The sequence below is a fragment of the Fodinibius sp. GM108 genome (assembly GCF_058386985.1).
Genome location: NZ_JBYEIR010000001.1, coordinates 230,843 through 246,790, shown reverse-complemented (window position 1 = coordinate 246,790; position 15,948 = coordinate 230,843). Strand labels below are relative to the sequence as shown.

At 49.0% G+C, this 15,948-nt stretch carries 11 protein-coding genes and 1 pseudogene; 11 read left to right on the top strand and 1 reads right to left on the bottom strand.

Annotation, left to right across the window (positions count from 1 at the left end):
• Nucleotides 1-3: 3 nt before the first annotated feature.
• The 5 genes and pseudogenes from ACT3ID_RS01180 to ACT3ID_RS01160 all read left to right on the top strand — a co-directional run bounded on the left by ACT3ID_RS01180 (nucleotide 4) and on the right by ACT3ID_RS01160 (nucleotide 5,607).
• Nucleotides 4-1,221 (top strand): efflux RND transporter periplasmic adaptor subunit, encoded by a 1,218-nt coding sequence (locus tag ACT3ID_RS01180; protein WP_491540147.1) that lies wholly within the window; start codon nucleotides 4-6, stop codon nucleotides 1,219-1,221.
• A gap of 39 nt (nucleotides 1,222-1,260) precedes the next feature.
• Entirely contained in the window at nucleotides 1,261-4,365 is a 3,105-nt protein-coding gene (locus ACT3ID_RS01175) for an efflux RND transporter permease subunit (protein ID WP_491540146.1), read from the top strand.
• 64 nt (nucleotides 4,366-4,429) lie between these two features.
• Nucleotides 4,430-4,750: a P-II family nitrogen regulator gene (locus ACT3ID_RS01170; RefSeq protein ID WP_491540145.1), complete on the top strand. Its 321-nt coding sequence runs from the start codon at nucleotides 4,430-4,432 to the stop codon at nucleotides 4,748-4,750.
• A gap of 81 nt (nucleotides 4,751-4,831) precedes the next feature.
• A complete protein-coding gene (locus ACT3ID_RS01165) occupies nucleotides 4,832-5,398 on the top strand; it encodes a helix-turn-helix domain-containing protein (protein ID WP_491540144.1) in 567 nt (188 codons plus the stop codon).
• A pseudogene (locus ACT3ID_RS01160) lies at nucleotides 5,395-5,607 on the top strand (GDCCVxC domain-containing (seleno)protein). Before ACT3ID_RS01165 ends, ACT3ID_RS01160 begins: the two are co-directional and overlap by 4 nt.
• On the opposite strand, the gene ACT3ID_RS01155 reads toward ACT3ID_RS01160, so the two are convergent.
• Complete coding sequence (locus ACT3ID_RS01155; protein ID WP_491540570.1) at nucleotides 5,515-5,787, bottom strand: hypothetical protein; 273 nt, start codon at nucleotides 5,785-5,787, stop codon at nucleotides 5,515-5,517. The pseudogene ACT3ID_RS01160 and the gene ACT3ID_RS01155 sit on opposite strands and share 93 nt — an antisense overlap.
• Nucleotides 5,788-5,790: 3 nt before the next feature.
• On the opposite strand from ACT3ID_RS01155, the gene ACT3ID_RS01150 reads away from it, so the two are divergent.
• The 6 genes from ACT3ID_RS01150 to ACT3ID_RS01125 all read left to right on the top strand — a co-directional run bounded on the left by ACT3ID_RS01150 (nucleotide 5,791) and on the right by ACT3ID_RS01125 (nucleotide 15,863).
• Nucleotides 5,791-6,159, top strand: a complete 369-nt coding sequence (locus tag ACT3ID_RS01150; protein WP_095606391.1) for a SpoIIAA family protein — start codon at nucleotides 5,791-5,793, stop codon at nucleotides 6,157-6,159.
• Nucleotides 6,160-6,165: 6 nt separating this feature from the next.
• The gene (locus tag ACT3ID_RS01145) at nucleotides 6,166-8,103 is read left to right on the top strand and encodes a heavy metal translocating P-type ATPase (protein ID WP_491540143.1); all 1,938 of its coding nucleotides are present in this window, start codon (nucleotides 6,166-6,168) and stop codon (nucleotides 8,101-8,103) included.
• Nucleotides 8,104-8,278: 175 nt separating this feature from the next.
• Entirely contained in the window at nucleotides 8,279-8,692 is a 414-nt protein-coding gene (locus ACT3ID_RS01140) for a hypothetical protein (RefSeq protein ID WP_491540142.1), read from the top strand.
• Between the two features lie 207 nt (nucleotides 8,693-8,899).
• Nucleotides 8,900-12,694, top strand: a complete 3,795-nt coding sequence (locus tag ACT3ID_RS01135) for an efflux RND transporter permease subunit (RefSeq protein WP_491540141.1) — start codon at nucleotides 8,900-8,902, stop codon at nucleotides 12,692-12,694.
• A 13-nt stretch (nucleotides 12,695-12,707) separates the two neighbouring features.
• Complete coding sequence (locus ACT3ID_RS01130; RefSeq protein WP_491540140.1) at nucleotides 12,708-14,006, top strand: TolC family protein; 1,299 nt, start codon at nucleotides 12,708-12,710, stop codon at nucleotides 14,004-14,006.
• 51 nt (nucleotides 14,007-14,057) lie between these two features.
• Complete coding sequence (locus tag ACT3ID_RS01125; protein ID WP_491540139.1) at nucleotides 14,058-15,863, top strand: efflux RND transporter periplasmic adaptor subunit; 1,806 nt, start codon at nucleotides 14,058-14,060, stop codon at nucleotides 15,861-15,863.
• Nucleotides 15,864-15,948: the final 85 nt, after the last annotated feature.

Sequence of the window (15,948 nt, the reverse complement as noted above, 5' to 3'; positions counted from 1 at the left end):
ACCATGAAGAATTTAACTGTATTATCGCTTATCGGACTTCTATTGGGAAGTCTTTTGACAGGCTGTGGATCTAATTCAGGTTCCCAAGCCAACACACAAACCGAACAACATCAACAAGAATCGCAACACAACGAAGAAACCCAACAACATGCTCGTGAAGTACACCTGACCGAGAAACAAGAAAATAGCCTGGGCATCAACGTAGAAACATTGACCAAGGGAAGTGCTTCCTCGACCATTTCACGCCCAGCCAGCGTTGGATATGATCTGGATCAAATTGCCAAAGTTGGTCCTCGGATCGAAGCAAAGGTAGTGAAGGTCATAAAAGACTTGGGAGATCGTGTCAAACAGGATGAACCGATTGCGCTGATGAGTAGTGTAGGCTTGGGTAAAGCCAAGGCTGAATATATTCGGCTACGTACCGAGTTAAAAGCTGAAAAAGCACACTATGAACGAGAAAAATCTCTTTATGAACAGGAGATATCGAGCCGTGCCGAAATGCTGCAAGCGGAAGCCCATTACCAAGAAGCAAAGGCTTCTTATAATGCGGCAGCCGAATCACTGCGTCTTTATGGACTAAGTAAAGTTGATGTTCAGAATATTGAAGCAGGCAGTGATCAGCCCCTGTCCCACTTTTACCTGACGAGTCCGCTCGACGGAGTGATCCAGGAGCGAGATATTTCGCCCGGGCAAACAATCAGTCCTAGCGAGACGCCCATCCACGTAGCGAACCTCTCCAAAATGTGGGTCATGATCGATGCCTATGAGCAGGATATCCGGTATCTGGACAAAGGACAAAACGTAAGCCTTTCGGTTCGAAGCATCCCCGGAGAAACCTTTGAGGGAAAAACAGACTGGGTCTCTTATAGCCTCGAAAAGCAGACGCGCACCATGCCGGTTCGCGCAGTTGTTGAAAACCCTAATCGAAAGCTACGGGCCGGAATGTTCGGCACTGCTCGTATATCAACAGGGAAAGAACGGAACGTAGCCATGATTCCCATTGACGCCGTACAAACGATTGAGGGTGAGCAAGTGGTGTTTGTCCCTGGCAACGAGAATGGCAGCTACAAACCGGTCGAGGTCATGCTGGGCAGTGAAAATGAGGGCTATGTGGAAATTGCATCGGGCCTGAAACCCGGCCAGCAAGCTGTTATTGCCGGCGCCTTTGACCTGAAATCTGCCCTTACTGCTCAGGGACGAAGCGCATCCCACGGACATTAACTGCTCGTTGCAATATCGAATTTCTTAACTGACAGACTTATGCTTCAACAAATAATTGACAACGTATTAAAGAATCGTTTGACCATCCTCATTCTGGTGGCGGCCGTTGGCGTCTATGGATACTTCTCTTTTGAGGATGTCCCCATTGACTCCTTCCCGGACGTATCGCCCACCATGGTACAGGTGTTTACCTCTAGCCCCGGCCTTTCTCCGGTGGATGTGGAGACGCAGATCAGCTACCCCATTGAAATCTCGATGTATGGGCTGCCCAAGCTGGATCGCGTGCAGAGTACCTCCATCTTCGGGCTTTCGCGCGTAAACATATACTTCGAGGATGGCACCGACATCTATTTTGCCCGAAGATTAGTCATGGAACGACTCTCCAAAGCAAAGGAATCCATTCCTGATGGGCTGGGACAACCACAACTGGGTCCCATTACTACGGGACTTGGGACGGTCATGATGTACGAAGTGACCAACACCGATACCGCCGACCACTCCCTGATGGAACTTCGCACGGCCCAGGACTGGATCGTAAAACCTCAACTGCGCACGGTGCCCGGGGTTACCGGTGTGCTTTCTTTGGGTGGGGATGTCCGACAGTTCCAGGTCAATGCCGATATGAACGCCCTGATTTCACGCGGGCTTACCCTGGGGGACCTGGAAAAAGCCATCAATAGCAACAACCGGAATGTGGGTGCTTCCTTTTTGGAACGAGGAGGCGAAGAGTATCTCGTCCGCGGCTACGGCTGGATTAAGCCAGACAAGCAGGGGCTGGAGGATATCCGAAACATCATTGTCAAAAACTCTGATGGTACGCCCATTTACGTCAAGGATGTCGCCAAGGTGGAATTCGGCTCCGAGATTAAACGGGGCACTCTTATTAAAGACCAAGAGGAATCGGTGGGAGGCTTTGTGCTCAAGCTCATTGGCACGAACACGCAAGACCTGCTGGCCCAAGTGGATCAAAAGATCGATGCCATTAATAAAGCACTGCCTGACGGCATGGTTATGAAGCCCTTTTACTCGCAGGGACAGCTCGTCAGCAAAGCCGTGGGTACAGTCAGCAATGCTCTGTACATCGGGGCCATTCTTGTGCTGGTCATCCTCTACTTTTTTATGGGGGACCTTCGCTCGACACTTATTATTATATCCACCGTTCCCATTGCATTTTTGATTGCCTTCATTGGGATGAACCTCATGGGCATATCGGCGAACCTGATGAGTCTGGGGGGCTTGGCGATCAGCATTGGTATGATCGGGGATAGTGCCACCGTGATCGTGGAAAATACCTATCGCCTGCTGGAAGAACGGGATACTGAAAATGTATCTCTGGTGCGGGTGGTAGGCGAAGCTGCACGCGAAGTGATACGCCCGGTGATCTTTGCGACCAGCATTATTATTATCGTATTCATCCCGCTCTTTTCGCTGGAAGGCGTCGAGGGTAAAATGTTTAAGCCCCTGGCCTATACCATTACCTTTGCACTGGGCGGAGCCATCTTTCTAGCCCTGACTTACATCCCGGTCATTTCCAGTTTCATCCTGCCGGATAAGGGGATGGACAAAGAGCCGTGGTTGGTCCGCAAGGTGAAAGGATACAGCCGCCCGCTGATTGAAAAAGCCACGAAATTCCCCAAGATGGTCTTTGGTGGAGCTCTCGTGCTGTTTGCCGCAAGTATGGCGGTATTCCCCTTCCTGGGAACCGAGTTTCAGCCGACCTTGCGGGAAGGTACCTTTGCAGTACGCTCTGTACTGCCACCGGGCGCTAACCTTCCGACCACCAAAGAATACACGAAGCGTATTCAGGAGTCGATGCAAACCTTTCCCGAAGTGCAAGGGATCTATTCCCGCGTGGGACGTGCCGAAGTAGGCGGCGATCCCGAGCCGGTGAACGTGGTCTTCAATGTCGTGAACCTAAAACCCCTCGATGAGTGGGAAGCCGGACGCAGCTATGAAGAGCTGCAGTCGGCGATGGCTGAAAAACTGCAGGAAGATCTGCCGGGCGTGGCTTCCAACTTTTCTCAGCCTATCCAGCTTCGTACGGATGAGCTACTCAGTGGCGTTCGCGCCCAGGTCGTTGCCAGCTTGTATGGTGATGATCTCGATACCCTGGCTCAAAAGGCCCAAGAGATTGCGGAGGTTGCCAAAAGCGTAGAAGGAGCCGTGGATGTCCGTGCCCAACAACAGGGTGGCAAACCACAAATCCTTGTGCGACCCGATCGCGAGCAGCTGGCACGACTGGGCATCAGCATCGACGACTTTCTGAAAACCGTAGAAACCGGTATTGGGGGCTCGGTAGCCGGTCAGGTATTTGAGGGTATTCGCCGCTTTGATATCTTCGTTCGCCTGCAGGAAAACCAACGCAAACGCATTGAGCAAGTGCGAGAGTTGCCCGTTCGAACGGCAAAAGGTTCCCTAATACCGCTCTCCCAGATCGCAGATGTGGAGGTCTTTACCGGTCCCAAACAAATATCCCGCAACAAGGCCAGTCGACGTACATACGTGCAACTGAACGTACGCGGTCGGGATATGGGGAGCGTCGTCAACGAGATTCGCCAAAAAGTAGACCAGCAAGTAGATCTGCCCGCCGGGTACTTTACCGAATACGGCGGACAGTTTGAAAACCAACGGCGTGCGATGAACCGGCTGATGGTGGTGGTTCCCATTACCCTGGGACTAATCTTCTTTATGCTGTTTTCCACCTTCGGCAGCTGGCGCTATGCGGTGCTTATCTTTCTAAACATTCCGTTTGCTACCATCGGGGGGATCTTTGCCCTCTGGGTCTCCGGACTGTACCTGTCGGTACCGGCAGCGGTAGGGTTTATCGCGATCTTCGGAATTGCGGTACTCAACGGGCTGGTTATTGTATCCTATATCAATCAGCTGCGAGAGGAAGGCATGTCCACCGAGAAGTCAGTCGTACGGGCTTCGCTGCTGCGCCTGCGTCCCGTACTGATGACCGCCTTGACCACCGGTTTGGGCCTGTTGCCGCTACTGCTAGCCAATGATATCGGCTCCAACGTGCAGCGCCCGCTGGCGGCCGTGGTTGTAGGTGGATTGTTTACCTCTACCCTGCTTACGCTGGTCGTACTGCCGACCATCTACAAGTGGTTTGCCGAACCAGTCGAACATGCCGAACTGTAAATTTAAAACAACAGACCTGTTAGGTTTTCGAGACCTGACAGGTCTAATTTAACTATCAAATATTATGAAAGAGATTAAAGCTTTTATTCGAACCAACATGATTGATTATGTTATTGACACCCTTGAAAACCTTGAGGATGCCCCCGGTATTACGCTGAGTGACGTGCGCGGCTGGGGTCATGCCCAAGAAAAAGAAGCAGCCCAACTGGTTCAGCGTATTAAACTGGAAACGGTTGTACCTTCCCATCGGATGGATGAAATTATCTCAATAATTGTTGAAAAGGGACAGACGGGTAATTACGGAGACGGAAAGATATTTGTATCCAACGTAGAACAAGCTGTACGAATCCGAACCGGGGAAACCGATGACGATGTCATACGATAACCAACGTCCCATCACTATCCCCGAGACTGTCACTGTTTGACCGCAGTGACAGTTTTCTCAAATTATTATACCTTTTAAGTTATGGATCACAAACATTTTCATATTAAAAACATGGTGTGCAGCCATTGTGCTGAAGTTCTGCAGGAAAAACTCACCGATGCCGGCTTCGATGTCCAAAAGATTGAACTCGGCGAACTTTACCTATCCGAAACTGTTACCGAAAAAGATTATGAGCGATTGGTATCCATTATTCACAACAATGGCTTTGATATTATCGATGATGAAAACAGCCGCACCGTAGAACAGATTAAGCAGCTTATTATCCAGCAAGTCCGATCAGAAGAACCATTAGAAAAGAACCTGTCCGATTATCTCTCTGAGAACATTCACAAAGACTACCAGCACCTTAGCCGCCTGTTTTCGGGAGTCGAAGGCAAGTCTATCGAGCGGTACTTTATCCTGCAGAAAGTTGAACGGGCCAAAGAACTCATTGTCTATGATGAAAAAACGCTTGGCCAGATCGCTTTGGAACTGGACTACAGCAGCCAACAACATTTTTCCAGGCAGTTTAAAAAAGAAACCGGATTGTCACCCTCCCATTTCAAAGAGATCAAAGAGAACAAACGAAATTCAATTGATCGGCTATGAGCAACGTACAATTAAAATCAACAATTACCTGCCCTGAATGCAGAGAAGAAGCAACCGAAACTATGCCAACCGATTCCTGCTAATATTTTTGGCAATGCCCCAGCTGTGGCAACCTACTAAAGCCCAATAAAGGTGACTGTTGCGTATTTTGCTCTTTTGGAGATGTACCGTGCCCTCCTGTTCAACAGGATGAGCAACATTGCTGTTAACAGGATCCGCTTCTGTTCAAACCACTGTCGGGCCTGCTGTCCGCATGACACCTTAAAACCCGCTGCCCCAAACTCATTGTCCGCATAATTTTGCACAAGATTCACATAAAGATGCAAGCACTCTTTGCGACCGGCAGTTATCTTGGAAGTAGAATTTGAAGTCGAAGAAAACAATTTCATGCTATGATTGAAGTAAATGCTCATACTAATGACGACATTCTTGCCATCAAGGCATCCGGCAAGCTTTCAAAAGAAGACTTGGATGACCTAGAACCGGCTTTAAACAAGTTTGCAACTGCATCTGATGACCCCCATTTAATCATGATACTGGAAGATTTTGGGGGATGGCAGGATACCGCAGCATTTTGGAAAGACTTGCAGCTTGATGCCGAATACATTGGATATTTTGATCGAATTGCGGTAGTGGGAGATAAAAAATGGCAAGAGTGGGGTACGAAGCTCGTCGATCCCATCACCAAGGAAGAGATGCAATTCTTTCCCATTGATCAAGCCGAGAGTGCGTGGGAATGGCTCAAACAAAATCACAACTGAATAATCATGACATTTATAAAAAAATATAAAGAGGCCATTGCCAGCGCCCTGTTTTTAGCAGCGGCCTTGATTGTTGAACACGCGTTTTCGTTTTCCAGTCAGGCCTATGTGTATTTGCCACTATATGGACTTTCATATATTGTTGTCGGCGGACCGGTGTGGATGAAAGCGTTCAAGTCTATAAAAAGCGGCACCATATTCAGTGAGTTCTTGCTGATGGGCATTGCCACTGTTGGTGCTTTTGCCATTGGCGAATATGCTGAAGGGGTAGCCGTCATGCTCTTCTACATGGTAGGCGAATACGCCCAGGATGGAGCGGTGAACCGGGCAAAGCAATCCATTAAGAGCCTAATAGATCAACAACCGGACACGGCTACGGTAGAGCGCAATGGGACAACGGAAAGCGTCCATCCCTCCAAGATTGAAACAGGTGAAATCATCCAGGTAAAACCCGGCGAAAAAGTACCACTTGATGGCGAGCTCCTTACCGAAAAGGCTTCCTTTAATACCGCAGCCCTGACCGGTGAGTCAAAACCCATGAGTAGGGAATCGGGTGAAGAGGTATGGGCCGGTTCAATCAACCAGGACCGACTGGTCCGCATTAAAGTAACCAGCGGCTATGAGGATACAAAGCTATCCAACATTTTAACGATGGTCCAGGAAGCTTCCAAGCGAAAAGCCCCGACGCAACGGTTTATGACGAGGTTTGCCAGTATCTATACCCCCATCGTCGTTTGGCTGGCGGTAGCTCTTACATTCGTCCCGTATTTTGTGGTTGAAAACTATGTCTTTCAGGATTGGTTTTACCGAGCCCTTATTTTCCTCGTTGTCTCTTGCCCATGTGGATTAGTTATTTCCATTCCCCTCGGTTATTTCGGTGGTATCGGGGCAGCCTCCCGAAACGGCATTCTGCTTAAAGGTTCGGATTTCCTTGATCAGCTGCGAAAGATGAAAACCCTGTTCATGGACAAAACGGGCACGATGACCGAAGGCAGCTTTGAGGTTCGCTATATCCATCCCGTGAATGGATATAGCCAGGAAGAATTGCTTAGACTGGCCGCTTCCCTGGAACAGGACTCCACTCATCCGATAGCAAAAGCGATCCTCAACCGCACCAATGGGCAACAGCTGCACCCCGTAGAAAATCAGCAGGAAATTTCCGGCAAAGGATTAAAAGGCAGCGTCAACGGGAAAACTGTTGTCGTCGGAAACAGTGATCTATTAAAACAGGAGGGTATCAGCATTTCTTCCACCGATGTTGATGATCCTTATACCTATGTACATGTGGCCGAGGATGGCATACATGTTGGTACCATCAGCATTGCCGACCAGATCAAGGAGGATAGCAAGCAAGCTATTGAGGACCTTCGAAAACATGGTGTCAACGAAATCGTGATGCTGTCCGGAGATAACCAAGAAGTGGTCGACCATGTATCTCGAAAGCTGGGGTTGGATCATGCGTATGGAAGCCTGTTACCTGACGAAAAATATCGACACGTCGAGCAAGCGCTAAGCCCATCCAAAACAGTAGGGTTTATTGGAGATGGGGTCAATGATGCTCCGGTCATTACACTGGCCGACATTGGTATAGCCATGGGCGGCATTGGCTCGGATGCAACTGTCGAAACGGCTGATGTGGTTATTCAAACCGACCAGCCATCCAAGATACCATTGGCTATTGAGATCGCAAACTTTACGCATCGCATCGTATGGCAAAACATTGGTTTTGCATTAGGGATTAAAGTCCTCGTGATGGTTCTGGCTACCTTTGGCATGGCCACTATGTGGGAAGCTATTTTTGCTGATGTTGGTGTGGCTCTTATTGCCATTGGCAACGCCATCCGCATCCAGAATAAGTACTCCGATAAGGGATTTAGCCTTACTGCTAAAAGCGATTCTACAAGTCAAGTAGAAGAGCAAGCTAACGCTTGTTGTGAAATCTAAGAATTTAGCCATCAATCGGGAAACCCTTTCCCCTTATTCCCCTTCGGTACTACAAATAGTACTATTTAACACCACGCGAAATTTTGATTAAAAAACAGATAAAAATCCTGTTTGAACTAATCATTGAATATTTTGTTATATTATCAGATCTAATTTTTGACAGACAGTAATTTTCTTGAATATTCCCAAAAAGACATATCGTCTGATTGCAGCGCTCACGATGGTGCTATTTGCTAGCACCATCGCACTGCCTGCGGGACTGGCTGCTGCCAGCCTTACCTGTGATATGGAAATGTCTCACACTGTTCATGCTTGTTGTAATTTTGCAGACATAAATAGTCATCACGAAAAGAAAAAAGAGTCACAAAATTGTCAGCAACAAGCTTTCTGCCAGCAGACCATTGGCAGCAATCTCTCTGATATACCAGCCATTACGCAACACACAAAAATTGTAATAGCTGCGAAGCTACTGGAGGAGTTAACAACTATTCAGGAAGACAGCGATCATCCACCTGCAGTCAAAGATGAATCGTCATCTCTTCATTATCACCCACCTATCTTTCTGCTGAACAGCACTTTTTTGAATTAGCCACCACCTTTAGGGTTCAGACTGTATTTTAGCTGGACCTTTGCCTGAACACCAGCGATTACACTGGATTATAGTTCCAGTCTTTCCACAGGCATAAACCGCTTCCAAAAAAATTTTACACACCTGAGTAGAAAATGCGAATAAGCATTTCAGATTATATCGGGTGATTAACATTGGCAAGCTTTTATTGGCTAATTCACCGCTATCATGTTAGACAAAACGATACGCTTTTTTCTCGAAAATAAACTAATCGCAGTGCTTCTGCTGAGCGCTATGGTCGCCTGGGGGATCGCCGTCGCACCCTTTTCCTGGGATATCGACTGGCTGCCACAGGACCCCGTGGCTGTGGATGCGATTCCCAATCTCGGTCAAAACCAGCAAATCGTCTATACCTCTTGGCCCGGGCGTTCACCACAGGATATCGAAGACCAAATCACCTATCCGCTGACTACTCAACTGCTGACCGTGCCCGGCGTAAAAACGGTGCGCAGCAGTTCTATGATGGGGACATCCAGCATCTACGTGATTTTTGAAGAGGATGTGGATTTTTACTGGAGTCGCTCGCGCATCCTCGAAAAGTTAAACTCACTGCCCTCCGGCACGCTTCCACAGGGCGTGCAGCCTACGCTCGGGCCCGATGCCACGGGGCTTGGACAGATTTTCTGGTACACCTTGGAAGGACGTGACAGCAACGGCGATCCTACCGGCGGCTGGGATTTGCAGGAGCTACGAAGCATCCAGGATTTTTACGTGGGATATGCGCTATCCTCAGCCGAAGGCGTGGCGGAAGTAGCCCCAATCGGAGGTTACGTTAGCGAATACCAAGTCGATGTGGATCCCGAAGCCATGCACGAATATGGCATTGCGATGACGGATGTATTCAAGGCCGTTAAAGAGAGCAATGCCGAAGTTGGTGCGCGGACTATCGAAATGAACAACGTGGAATACTTGGTTCGTGGACTCGGATATATCGAAAACCTCGAAGACCTCGAACAGGCGGTGGTTAAAGTAGTGGATAACACGCCTGTTCGCATCAACAATGTGGCGAATGTTAGTCGAGGCCCGGCCCTGCGGAGGGGGGCGCTTGACAAAGGAGGTGCCGAAGTGGTCGGAGCCGTGGTCACGGCACGCGAGGGTGCCAATCCCATGCAGGTCATTGAAAATGTAAAAGCCAAGATCAATGAGATTGAACCCGGTCTGCCTTCCAAAAAACTGGATGACGGTAAGCAGTCAAAAGTTGAAATTGTGCCGTTTTATGACCGCAGCGAGCTGATCCACGAAACCCTCGGCACGCTTGAAGAAGCTCTCACCCTGGAGGTGCTGATTACCATTATCGTCATTATCGTGATGGTGCTGAACCTGCGCACCTCGATCCTGATTTCAGGGATGCTTCCGGTGGCGGTACTTATGACCTTCATCGCAATGAAACTGGCTGGGGTGGATGCCAATATTGTCTCGCTTTCGGGTATTGCCATTGCCATTGGGACGATTGTAGATATGGGGATTGTGCTCTCAGAGAATATGCTCCAGCACATGGAGCGGGCCGATCCTGATGAATCCCTGTTGGAAGTGATCTACCGGGCCTCCAGTGAGGTGGCTCATGCCATCGTTACCGCCATCACCATGACCATTGTGAGCTTCCTGCCGGTCTTTACAATGGTAGCTGCCGAAGGAAAACTGTTCCGACCCTTAGCATTTACCAAAACGTTCGCGCTGGTGGCGGCAATCATTATCGTGATTACGCTCATTCCGCCTTTCGCCCACTGGTTCTTTTCCCTGAAGATTAAGAAACGTCCCATTCGCATGGCCTGGAATGGACTGTTAATTGGAGGTGGGCTATACATAGCCATTACCGCTGTAGCATGGGCCGGGTTGGTACTTATAGCTTTTGGACTAATTAACGGAGCGGCTCTATTTATTGATGACGAGCGATATCAGCGCAACCTGCCGCGCATGAATATGGCCATCATTGTGCTGGGCGTCACCTGGCTGCTTACCCGCACGTGGCTGCCGTTGGGTCCAGGCGTGGCGTTTGCTTTTAATTTCATCATGGTCGCACTGCTGCTGACGATCATCATGGGCGGCTTCTGGCTGGTGATTTACTACTATCGTCCCATCTTGGATTGGTGCCTCAATAACAAAGGGCTCTTCCTTTCGATACCGACCTCGCTGGCTGTACTGGCGGTGGTCATCTGGCTCGGCTTCTCCTCGGTATTTGGATTTGTATCCACTGGCTTTAACGCGGTGGGCATTGATATCGAGGAAACCGCCCCTTGGCAGGCCGCCCAATCTACTTTTCCCGGTTTGGGTGAGGAGTTTATGCCGCCGCTGGATGAAGGCTCATTTCTGCTGATGCCGACGACCATGCCGCATGTGGGGATTGAAGAAGCCAAAGACATTATGCAAAAAATGGATATGCGGGTTTCTTCTATCCCCGAAGTAAAAACGGCCGTTGGAAAGATGGGACGCACCGAGTCGGCACTGGATCCGGCCCCGGTATCTATGTATGAAACCATTATCACTTATAAAACTGAGTATAAAACCAATGAAGATGGTCACCGGGTGCGATACAAGGTGGATTCAGAAGGCAAATTTGTCCGCAACGAAAACGGAGAGCTGGTCCCGGATCCCAACGGACAGTATTACCGGCAGTGGCGTGACAAGATTCAGTCGCCGGATGATATCTGGAATGAAATTGTCAAAGCCGCTGATATTCCCGGCGTGACATCAGCGCCCAAACTGCAACCGATCCAAACGCGACAGATTATGCTGCAGTCAGGGATGCGCGCGCCCATGGGCGTCAAGGTGAAAGGACAAGACCTGCAAACTATTGAAGACTTCGGACTTCGTTTGGAGGAAGCCTTACAAAATGTGCCTGGTATTAAGCCGTCATCGGTGTTTGCCGATCGGATCGTGGGCAAACCGTACTTGGAAATCGATATAAAACGAGACAAGATTGCCCGCTACGGCATTTCCATGCAGGACGTCCAGCATTATCTGGAAGTGGCACTTGGCGGGGTGACGCTGGCGAAAACGGTCGAAGGACGTGAGCGTTATCCTATTCGCGTCCGATATGCCCGGGAGCAGCGCGATGATCCCGATAAAATACGACAGATGCTGGTGCCGACCGGAATGGGTAACCAGGTTCCACTTGGTCAACTAGCTGAAATAAAGTACCGGCAAGGCCCACAGGTGATCAAAAGCGAAAACACCTTCATGGTGGGCTATGTCATCTTCGACAGTATGGATTCGGTCGCCGAGGTGGATGCCGTACAGAACGCCAAGAATTACCTGCAGCAGCAGATTGAGTCAGGTGAGCTGACCGTGCCTTCCGGCATTAGCTACGAGTTTGCGGGTAACTACGAAAACCAGGTTCGGGCTTCAAAACGCCTGTCGGTTATTTTACCGATTGCCATGCTACTCATCTTCCTGATCATCTACTTCCAGTTCCGTTCGGTTCCCACGTCGATGATGATATTCAGCAGTATCTTCGTGGCTTGGGCAGGTGGATTTATCCTCGTTTGGCTTTACGGGCAGGGTTGGTTTATGGATTTCAATATGTTTGGCACCAATATGCGTGAGCTGTTTCAGATGGGGACAGTCAACCTGAGTATTGCCGTTTGGGTTGGCTTTATTGCACTCTTCGGCATTGCCGCCGAGGGTGGCGTAGTCATGGCCACCTACCTGGATCAAGTGTTTGAACGCGACAATCCTCAAAGTTTGTCAGAAATTAACGAAGCCGTGCGGGAAGCGGCCGGGCGACGTATTCGTCCCACGATGATGACGACCGCCACCACCATTCTGGCGCTGATTCCGGTACTGACTTCCACCGGACGAGGAGCGGACATCATGGTACCGATGGCGATCCCCAGCGTGGGCGGGATGTTCCTGCAGATTATCACGCTGTTCGTGGTGCCGGTCCTCTACGGCATGTGGAAGCACTGGCAACTTAAACGATCCACAGAAACAAAGGATACCGAGGTGCAACATGTTAACTCTTAAGAAATTCAGTGATATGAAATCGCTATCAAAATTATTCACACCGATAGTTCTCGTATTGTTATTAGTAACGAAAGGGATTGGACAATCTACGGAAACCGAACATCAGGCAATCAGCCAATACCTAAAACAAGCAGCTGAAAACAATCCCGAGCTGAAGGCCCAGTATCAGCAGTATTTATCTACACTGCAGCAAGTGCCGCAGGTCAACACCCTGCCCGATCCTGAACTTTCGTTCGGGTATTTCATTAATCCGATCGAAACAAGGGTTGGCCCACAGCAAGCCCGGTTTGGCCTGACCCAAATGTTTCCCTGGTTTGGTACGCTGGGTGCAAAAGGAGAGGCTACCACAAAGATGGCCAAAGCCAAATTTGAGGTGTTTCAAGACACCCGGAATCAGCTGTTTTACCAAGTACATAAGCAGTGGTACAAGCTGTATCAAATCGATCAATCCATCCAGATTCTGCGAGAAAATATCGAGATACTGGAGACTTTCGAATCCCTGGCCATCCAGCGTTACGAGAATAATCAGGTTGGTCAGGTAGATGTGCTTCGCGTGCAGATCGAAAAAGAGGATCTAAAAACGCGGCTCGAGCTGCTCAAGGATAACAAAACGGTTGAAATTCAAGCGTTCAACGAGCTCTTAAATCGTTCGGATGAAAGGGGAATCACTATCGCCGATACCCTCAGATCTCAACCTCTGGCAATGTCAAAAGCAGAAATTGAACAATCCGTACTTCAGCACAATCCCAATCTAACGAAAATAGATTTTCAGGCTTCTTCAGCACGAAGCTCAATCAAGGCAGCCCGCAAAGAAGGGTTGCCCAAGTTTGGTCTCGGACTCGATTATGTCGTTACCGACGAGCGCAGTATGGCAATGCCTGATAATGGGAAGGATGCGATCATGGCTCGCGTGGGAATCCAAATTCCGCTGTACCGTAAGAAATACCAGGCAAAAGAGCAGCAGGCTCGCATTGAGCTTAATGCGGTTCAAAGCCGTCGGTCAGCTGCAGAAAACCGCCTTCAAACCCAGCTGGAAAAAGCACTTCGTGACTACCGGGACGGGAAACGTCGTGTTGGGCTTTACAAAGACGTACAAATCCAGCGTACCCTCCAAGCTATTGATATCCTCACCCAACAGTATGCCACAGGAGATACGGATTTTGAGGAGCTATTACGGCTCCAGCGCAAGCTGCTGGACTACGAACTTTCGCAGGTGGAAGCAGTCGTTGATCAAAACAGCGCTGTAGCACAGATCGAGTACCTGTATGGAAAGTACAACATCAGTTCTGAAGAAATTGAACATACAAACTAAATCCACATAAAGAGGCCTATTAGTTGCAGGCCTATAAAAGATCATACCATTATGAAGACATCTTTTAACTATAAACAAATCGCACGAACAGCCGGGATACTGCTGGCAGGATTACTGCTGGGTTGGTTGCTATTTGGTGGCACATCCACTGACCAGTCAACCGACATGGAGCAGCATATCAGCGAAACTCACACGAATGAGCAGGGAGAAGTCGTTTATACCTGCAGCATGCATCCCAGCGTGCGTCAATCGGAACCAGGAAATTGTCCAATCTGCGGGATGGAATTGATCCCCGCCAATCAGGAATCATCGGCAGAAGCTGCGGGTCCATATGAGATGCAAATGACCGAAGCAGCTACCCGACTGGCCCAGGTACAAACAACGGAAGTTGTTAAGAAAGTAGCCACCCAAAAAATCCGCATGCCGGGCAAAGTGGTTGTTGATGAACGAAAAACCGCAAGCATTTCAGCTCAATTTCCGGGTCGTATCGAGCAGTTATATATTGATTTCACCGGACAGCAAGTTTCCAAGGGTGAAAAGCTGGCTTCGATCTATTCCCCCCAGTTGGTGACGGCCCAAAAGGAACTGCTTGAAGCAGCAAAACGAAAAGAGACAAATCCTACGCTTTATCGTGCAGCACGAAAGAAACTGGAGCTTTGGGAACTGCCCAAATCAACGATCAATGAGGTTGAACAGAGCGGTAATATTCAAACAACCGTCGATATTGTATCGCCGGTAGATGGCGTGGTCACCGACCGGAAAGTGGCTCGCGAAGATTACGTTAACACGGGCAGCCTAATGTACAGAATTGCCAACCTCTCCACTGTTTGGGTCATGTTTGATGCGTACGAAAGCGATTTGGCAGGCCTGCGAACGGGCGACCAGGTATCGTTCTCGGTACAAGCCTACCCCGGCGAAACCTTCAAGGCCGAAGTAACCTACATCGACCCCATTTTGGATCCGCAATCGCGGACCGCCAACATACGGGCCGAAGCCGAAAATACTGATGGACAATTAAAACCCCAGATGCTGGCTGAGGGCATTATTTCCTCTAATGTAGAAGGCGGTAAAGAGCAGATTTTAGTTCCAAAATCAGCGGTGCTGTGGACCGGAGAACGTTCCGTCGTGTATGTTCAAAAACCGAATACTTCGCAGCCCACATTTGAGTTTCGGGAAGTGATTCTGGGTCAGCGCGTAGGTGACCAGTATGTAGTCAAATCAGGTGTAGAACCTGGGGAAGAAGTAGTTACACACGGCAACTTTAAAATTGACAGCGCCGCCCAACTGGCCGGGAAAGCAAGCATGATGAATCAAAATCCGGACGGCAGCAAGCCGGCTGGACACGATCACGGCTCGATGGAGATGGAGGGGGAAACTTCCAAAGCTGATAACACTGAGGAACCCCACCAGCACGCCGAGCACTTGGATACACTAGTTAAAAGCTATTTGAATATGAAAAGCGCATTGGCCAATGACAGCTTTGACAAGGCTCAATCGCAGCTTGTAGATTTTCGTGTTGAAGTAACACAGAGTGCTGCAATGAATAACCATCCCGAGCATTCCGAAATGCATCGAAAACATCACGCAGCTATGGTTGAAGCGGTCAACGCCGGGTCTAACGCCAAAACCTTAAAACAACTACGGTCTGCGTTTATCGCTATTTCTGACAATCTTGTGAACGCCGTTGAGAATCAAGGTTTCGATAAACAGGAACTTTATCTCCAGTATTGCCCAATGGCTGATAATAAAAAGGGAGCTACCTGGATTAGTAAGAACAAAAAGATATCAAATCCCTATATGGGGCAAAGAATGTCTACTTGTGGTAGTACAGAGAGAACAATTCCCCAAGAACCATAATGATACATGACGACAACGGACCCAAAAATTTTATAACAATTATCCAGAATCCTGTAATATAATACGTCATTGAACCTTTTAGGTT

Coding starts and splice junctions, on each gene's coding strand:
- ACT3ID_RS01180 (WP_491540147.1), top strand. CDS start 4: ATGAAGAATTTAACTGTATTATCGCTTATCGGACTTCTATTGGGAAGT.
- ACT3ID_RS01175 (WP_491540146.1), top strand. CDS start 1,261: ATGCTTCAACAAATAATTGACAACGTATTAAAGAATCGTTTGACCATC.
- ACT3ID_RS01170 (WP_491540145.1), top strand. CDS start 4,430: ATGAAAGAGATTAAAGCTTTTATTCGAACCAACATGATTGATTATGTT.
- ACT3ID_RS01165 (WP_491540144.1), top strand. CDS start 4,832: ATGGATCACAAACATTTTCATATTAAAAACATGGTGTGCAGCCATTGT.
- ACT3ID_RS01155 (WP_491540570.1), bottom strand. CDS start 5,787: ATGAAATTGTTTTCTTCGACTTCAAATTCTACTTCCAAGATAACTGCC.
- ACT3ID_RS01150 (WP_095606391.1), top strand. CDS start 5,791: ATGATTGAAGTAAATGCTCATACTAATGACGACATTCTTGCCATCAAG.
- ACT3ID_RS01145 (WP_491540143.1), top strand. CDS start 6,166: ATGACATTTATAAAAAAATATAAAGAGGCCATTGCCAGCGCCCTGTTT.
- ACT3ID_RS01135 (WP_491540141.1), top strand. CDS start 8,900: ATGTTAGACAAAACGATACGCTTTTTTCTCGAAAATAAACTAATCGCA.
- ACT3ID_RS01130 (WP_491540140.1), top strand. CDS start 12,708: ATGAAATCGCTATCAAAATTATTCACACCGATAGTTCTCGTATTGTTA.
- ACT3ID_RS01125 (WP_491540139.1), top strand. CDS start 14,058: ATGAAGACATCTTTTAACTATAAACAAATCGCACGAACAGCCGGGATA.